The organism is Bifidobacterium sp. UBA4282, from assembly GCF_002394995.1.
GTDB lineage: Bacteria > Actinomycetota > Actinomycetes > Actinomycetales > Bifidobacteriaceae > Bifidobacterium > Bifidobacterium pullorum_B.
Genome location: NZ_DGVO01000002.1, coordinates 1 through 6,065 on the forward strand (window position 1 = coordinate 1; position 6,065 = coordinate 6,065).

The 6,065-nt window shown below is 62.4% G+C and carries 5 protein-coding genes and 1 tRNA gene; 5 read left to right on the plus strand and 1 reads right to left on the minus strand.

All coding sequences use genetic code 11. The features are described from left to right. The coding region (locus tag B4C31_RS00055) for a threonine aldolase family protein (RefSeq protein ID WP_291530826.1) at positions 1-617 on the minus strand (617 nt) is incomplete at its 3' end. 740 nt (positions 618-1,357) lie between these two features. Here B4C31_RS00055 and B4C31_RS00060 point away from each other — a divergent pair. The 5 genes from B4C31_RS00060 to tuf form a co-directional block, all read left to right on the plus strand. Next, positions 1,358-1,433 (plus strand) — tRNA-His (locus B4C31_RS00060). Between the two features lie 427 nt (positions 1,434-1,860). Then, the gene (gene rpsL / locus B4C31_RS00065) at positions 1,861-2,232 is read left to right on the plus strand and encodes a 30S ribosomal protein S12 (protein WP_003808601.1); all 372 of its coding nucleotides are present in this window, start codon (positions 1,861-1,863) and stop codon (positions 2,230-2,232) included. Positions 2,233-2,237: 5 nt separating this feature from the next. Then, positions 2,238-2,708, plus strand: coding sequence for a 30S ribosomal protein S7 (gene rpsG / locus B4C31_RS00070; RefSeq protein WP_003813834.1), 471 nt, complete (start codon positions 2,238-2,240; stop codon positions 2,706-2,708). 32 nt (positions 2,709-2,740) lie between these two features. After that, positions 2,741-4,870: an elongation factor G gene (gene fusA / locus B4C31_RS00075; protein WP_033509425.1), complete on the plus strand. Its 2,130-nt coding sequence runs from the start codon at positions 2,741-2,743 to the stop codon at positions 4,868-4,870. A gap of 173 nt (positions 4,871-5,043) precedes the next feature. Next, positions 5,044-6,065 (plus strand): elongation factor Tu (gene tuf / locus B4C31_RS00080; RefSeq protein ID WP_291530827.1); only part of this gene is annotated, 1,022 nt, incomplete at its 3' end.

The following is a 6,065-nucleotide window of genomic DNA, read 5'->3' on the forward strand; positions in this document are numbered from 1 at the left end:
TTGGTGCCGCCGATGTAGAAGACGTCGGTCAGGCGGGCGATGTCCTGCAGCGTGACGTCGGTGCCGTCGGCGGTCAGGCCGTATCCGAGACGCGCACCGTCGAGGAACAGCTTCATGCCGAAGCGGTCGCAGACCGCGCGCAGCGACTCCAGCTCGTCCAGCGTATACAGCGTGCCGTATTCCGTGGGGTGGGAGATGTAGACGGTGCCGGGGAAGACCATATGCTCATAGTTGCCGTCCGCGTAGAACGTGGTGCAGTAGTCGCGCAGTTCGGCCGCGTCGATCTTGCCGTTGTGGTGGGGGAGCGTGAGCACCTTGTGTCCGGTGGCCTCGATGGCGCCGGCCTCGTGCACGTTGACGTGGCCGGTGTCCGCGGACACCACGCCGGCGTAGGGCGGGGTGATGGCGTCGATGATGGTCTGGTTGGTCTGGGTGCCACCGACCAGGAACCGCACGTCGGCCTCGGGGCTGGCGCAGGCCCGGCGGATCTTCTCCGCGGCGGCGGCGCAGACGTCGTCGGAACCGTATCCGGGATGCTGGGTGGCGTTGGTGGCGGCGAGGCGTTCCAGGATGGAGGGGTGCGCGCCGCAGCAGTAGTCGTTTTCGAAGGACAGCATGGTCGACTCCTTGTCGATTGAACGGTGGGTGGAAGCGGTACCGAGGTGCAGTGTATCGCCACCGAGCGCCAATACGGCGGCCGACTCGGATGCACGATCTGTGCCTATAACCTCGATCTGGCCTATGTGCCGGTTTATATTCCCTGACTCAAGCCGGTCTATGACCTCGGATGCGCCCGGCATATACGGTGAGGGCCCGGGTTCCTGCCTTGGGACCCGGGCCCTCACCGCGAAAGGAGGTCATCATCTTCAGTTCTGCCGCGCCGTCCTGCGCGGAACCAATACCATCACTCGATACCACTATCCATCCACATCATCCGGCAGACGTTGCTGTCACCTTGCCTGCTCGTCCATCTCCATCGTGTCCGCCGGCACTGCCTGTTGCGTTATTGGAGGCGTTGCACGAACCTTAAGGAATCGGTGCTTCGTTACCGCCTGATGGATTCCCATCCGACCATAACTCCGGCCTCCGCTTTCAGTATACCCGGCAAAACGCACATTGTCCACCCTGTTCGTGCCGCGAAAACCCAATGTTTCGTAGCGCTCATTGCATACGGTTGCAGTGAACGAAACAGCACATGTCTTGGTTGACGGTGTGCGTTTCTAGCGTATGCGGCTGGGTGATCGACCCCGTTTCCCGTCGTGCGGGACCGGCGCGACGCGCCGAATTCGCGTTGTCGGGAAAATCCTGTATAGTATCCATCTGTTGTGCGAATCCGGGAGACCGGATGACACACATGGTGGATATAGCTCAGTCGGTAGAGCAGCTGATTGTGGTTCAGCAGGTCGCGCGTTCGAGCCGCGTTATCCACCCCAGCAAGGCCCCGCTTCGGCGGGGCCTTTGTCGTATACATCCGCACGTCCCGATTCGGGAATCCGGGACATAGGGGGTATAGGCCACCGCCTTCCGGTGCCGTGTTGTCGTGCGGATGCGACAACACGCCGTTGAGCCGCCTGCTTGGCGTGCGTGTTGTAGTGGGCGTGCGACGACACGCACTCATGGCTGCTGTCCGGAGTGCTGGTATCCTAGATATTCGTGTGTGCCGCCGGCATGCCTTATGTGACAGGTGTGGACGGGCGGGACATCCCCGAATCCGCAAGATTGCGCGCAGCAATGCGGCGGCAGAAGGATGAGGGGCCATCGGGCCGGTGGACTGGGCTGTCTTTTTCCGATTCGGGAGAGGTGTGGGCGCAGTGTGGCGGCTCCACAGATGAAGAACAACCAACGAATCGGAGAATTCAGTTGCCTACGATTGAACAGCTCGTCCGTAAGGGACGTCAGGCCAAGCCGAAGAAGTCGAAGACTTTGGCCCTGAAGGGCAGCCCGCTGCGCCGCGGCGTGTGCACCCGTGTGTATACCACCACCCCGAAGAAGCCGAACTCGGCTCTGCGTAAGGTCGCTCGTGTGCGCCTGAGCTCGGGCGTTGAAGTCACCGCCTACATCCCCGGTGAGGGCCACAACTTGCAGGAGCACTCCATCGTGCTCGTGCGCGGCGGCCGTGTGAAGGATCTGCCGGGCGTGCGCTACCACATCGTGCGTGGCGCGCTGGATACCCAGGGTGTCAAGGACCGTAAGCAGGGTCGTTCCCTGTATGGAGCAAAGAAGGCGAAGTAAGAGATATGTCGCGTAAAGGACCTGCCAAGAAGCATCAGCTGCTGCCCGATCCGATCTACGGCTCGACCGTCGTGGCCCAGCTCATCAACAAGATCCTCCTGGACGGTAAGAAGTCGATCGCCGAGGACATCGTCTACTCCGCGCTCGATATGGTCAAGGAGAAGACCGACCAGGAGCCGGTCGCCGTTTTGAAGCGCGCCCTGGACAACATTCGTCCGAGCCTCGAGGTGCGTTCCCGCCGCGTCGGTGGCGCCACCTACCAGGTGCCGGTCGAGGTCAAGCCGGCCCGCGCCAACACGCTGTCGCTGCGCTGGCTGACCGACTTCTCCCGCGCCCGTCGCGAGAAGACCATGGCCGAGCGTCTCGCCAACGAGATCCTCGACGCCTCCAACGGCCTGGGCGCCTCTGTCAAGCGCCGCGAGGATACTCATAAGATGGCGGAGGCCAACAAGGCGTTCGCTCATTACCGCTGGTAATCACTCGATAACGAGAGCTAAGGAAAACACTCATGGCACAAGACGTGCTCACTGACCTGAACAAGGTCCGCAACATCGGCATCATGGCCCACATCGATGCCGGTAAGACCACCACCACCGAGCGTATCCTGTACTACACCGGCAAGAACTACAAGATCGGCGAGACCCATGACGGCGCCTCGACCATGGACTTCATGGCGCAGGAGCAGGAGCGCGGCATCACCATCCAGTCCGCCGCCACCACCTGCTTCTGGAACCGTCAGACCCACGACACCGAGGACAAGTATCAGATCAACATCATCGATACCCCGGGCCACGTGGACTTCACCGCCGAGGTCGAGCGTTCGCTGCGCGTCCTCGACGGCGCCGTCGCCGTGTTCGATGGCAAGGAGGGCGTGGAGCCGCAGTCCGAGACCGTGTGGCGTCAGGCCGACAAGTACGGTGTCCCGCGCATCTGCTTCATCAACAAGATGGACAAGCTGGGCGCCGACTTCTACTACTCCGTCCAGACCATCAAGGACAAGCTGGGTGCCACCCCGCTGGTCGTCGAGCTGCCGATCGGCGCCGAGAACGACTTCGTCGGCGTCGTGGACCTGATCCGCATGAAGGCCTACGTCTGGAACGACGTGAAGGACGACATGGGTGCCCACTACGACACCGTGGACATCCCGGCCGACCTGCAGGACAAGGCCGAGCAGTACCGCGCCGAGCTGCTGGACATGGTCGCCGAGTCCGACGAGGAGCTGCTTGAGAAGTACCTCGAGTCCGGCGAGCTGAGCGAGGACGAGATCCGCGCCGGCATCCGCAAGCTGACCGTGGCCCGTGAGGCCTACCCGGTGCTGTGTGGTTCCGCGTTCAAGGACAAGGGCGTGCAGCCGATGCTGGACGCCGTGGTCGACTTCCTGCCGAGCCCGGAGGACGTGCCGTCCATCGTCGGCTTCGACCCGAAGGACGAGTCCATCGAGATCGACCGCAAGCCGGTCATCTCCGATCCGTTCTCGGCTCTGGTCTTCAAGATCTCGACCCACCCGTTCTACGGCAAGCTCGTGTTCGTGCGCGTGTACTCCGGCGCCGTCAAGCCCGGTGACAACGTGCTCGATTCCACCAAGGGCAAGAAGGAACGCGTCGGCAAGATCTTCCAGATGCACGCCGACAAGGAGAACCCGGTCGACGGTGCCTCCGCGGGCAACATCTACACCTTCGTGGGCCTGAAGAACGTCTCCACCGGTGACACCCTGTGCGACGAGAAGGCCCCGATTTCCCTGGAGTCCATGACCTTCCCGGATCCGGTCATCGAGGTGGCCGTGGAGCCGAAGACCAAGGGCGACCAGGAGAAGATGGGCATCGCCCTGGCCAAGCTCTCCGACGAGGATCCGACCTTCCAGGTCAAGACCGACGAGGAATCCGGCCAGACCCTGATCTCCGGCATGGGCGAGCTCCAGCTCGACATCATCGTCGACCGTCTGCGCCGCGAGTTCAAGGTCGAGTGCAACGTCGGCAAGCCGCAGGTCGCCTACCGTGAGACGATCCGCAAGGCTGTCATGAACCAGGAGTACACGCACAAGAAGCAGACCGGTGGTTCCGGCCAGTTCGCGAAGGTCCTGATGAACTTCGAGCCGCTCGACACCGAGAACGGCGAGACCTACGAGTTCCACAACGAGGTCACCGGCGGCCACATCACCAAGGAATTCATTCCTTCGATCGATGCGGGCGTGCAGGAGGCCATGGAATCCGGCGTCCTCGCCGGCTTCCCGGTGGTGGGCGTCAAGGCCACCGTCACCGACGGCCAGACCCACGACGTCGACTCCTCGGAAATGGCCTTCAAGATCGCCGGCTCCATGTGCTTCAAGGAGGCGGCTCCGAAGGCTCACCCGGTCATCCTCGAGCCGATCATGGCCGTCGAGGTGCGTACCCCGGAGGAGTACATGGGCGACGTGATGGGCGATCTGAACGCCCGTCGTGGCCAGATCCAGTCCATGACCGACGCCACCGGCGTCAAGGTCATCGACGCCAAGGTCCCGCTGTCCGAGATGTTCGGCTACATCGGCGATCTGCGCTCGAAGACCCAGGGCCGCGCCATGTTCACCATGCAGATGGACTCGTACGCCGAGGTTCCGAAGAACGTCTCCGACGAGATCATCAAGGCCCAGCGCGGCGAGTGACACGCGCAGCCATAATGGTCGCTTCTGTCTCCAGTCAGCGCTAGAATTTTGTAGCGCTGACTGGGTTCGGGGCACCAAAGTGGCACACAACCCAGCAACCCAGTACAATGTAGCGAGTGCCTCGGGCCACAAGCCCGGGGAGTACTACGAGACGTCCAGGAGGACAACACACAATGGCAAAAGCAAAGTACGAGCGTACTAAGCCGCACGTTAACATCGGCACCATCGGCCACGTCGATCACGGCAAGACGACCCTGACCGCCGCCATCTCCAAGGTGCTGCACGAAGAGTACCCGGATGTCAACCCGGCCTACGACTTCAACCAGATCGACGCCGCTCCGGAAGAGCAGCAGCGTGGTATCACCATCAACATCGCCCACATCGAGTACCAGACCGCTGAGCGTCACTACGCTCACGTGGACTGCCCGGGCCACGCCGACTTCGTGAAGAACATGATCACCGGCGCTGCCCAGATGGATGGCGCCATCCTCGTTGTGGCCGCCACCGACGGCCCGATGGCCCAGACCCGCGAGCACGTGCTGCTCGCCCGTCAGGTCGGCGTTCCGAAGATCCTGGTCGCCCTGAACAAGTGCGATATGGTCGAGGACGAGGAGCTCATCGAGCTCGTTGAGGAAGAGGTCCGTGACCTCCTCGACGAGAACGGCTTCGATCGTGACTGCCCGGTCATCCACGTGTCCGCTTACGGCGCTCTGCATGATGACGCCCCGGATCACGAGAAGTGGGTTGAGGCCGTCAAGGAGCTCATGAAGGCTGTCGACGAGTACATCCCGACCCCGGTGCATGATCTCGACAAGCCGTTCCTGATGCCGATCGAGGACGTGTTCACCATCTCCGGCCGTGGCACCGTGGTGACCGGCCGTGTCGAGCGTGGTAAGCTCCCGATCAACACCCCGGTTGAGATCGTCGGCATCCGCCCGACCCAGACCACCACCGTCACCTCCATCGAGACCTTCCACAAGCAGATGGATGAGTGCGAGGCTGGCGATAACACCGGTCTGCTGCTGCGTGGCATCAACCGTACCGACGTCGAGCGTGGCCAGGTTGTGGCCAAGCCGGGTTCGGTGACCCCGCACACCAAGTTCGAGTCCGAGGTCTACGTCCTGACCAAGGACGAGGGCGGCCGTCACTCGCCGTTCTTCTCGAACTACCGTCCGCAGTTCTACTTCCGCACCAC

Bases quoted from the DNA above. Each gene is read 5' to 3' on its own strand.
- rpsG (WP_003813834.1), top strand. From the start codon at position 2,238: ATGTCGCGTAAAGGACCTGCCAAGAAGCATCAGCTGCTGCCCGATCCG.
- fusA (WP_033509425.1), top strand. From the start codon at position 2,741: ATGGCACAAGACGTGCTCACTGACCTGAACAAGGTCCGCAACATCGGC.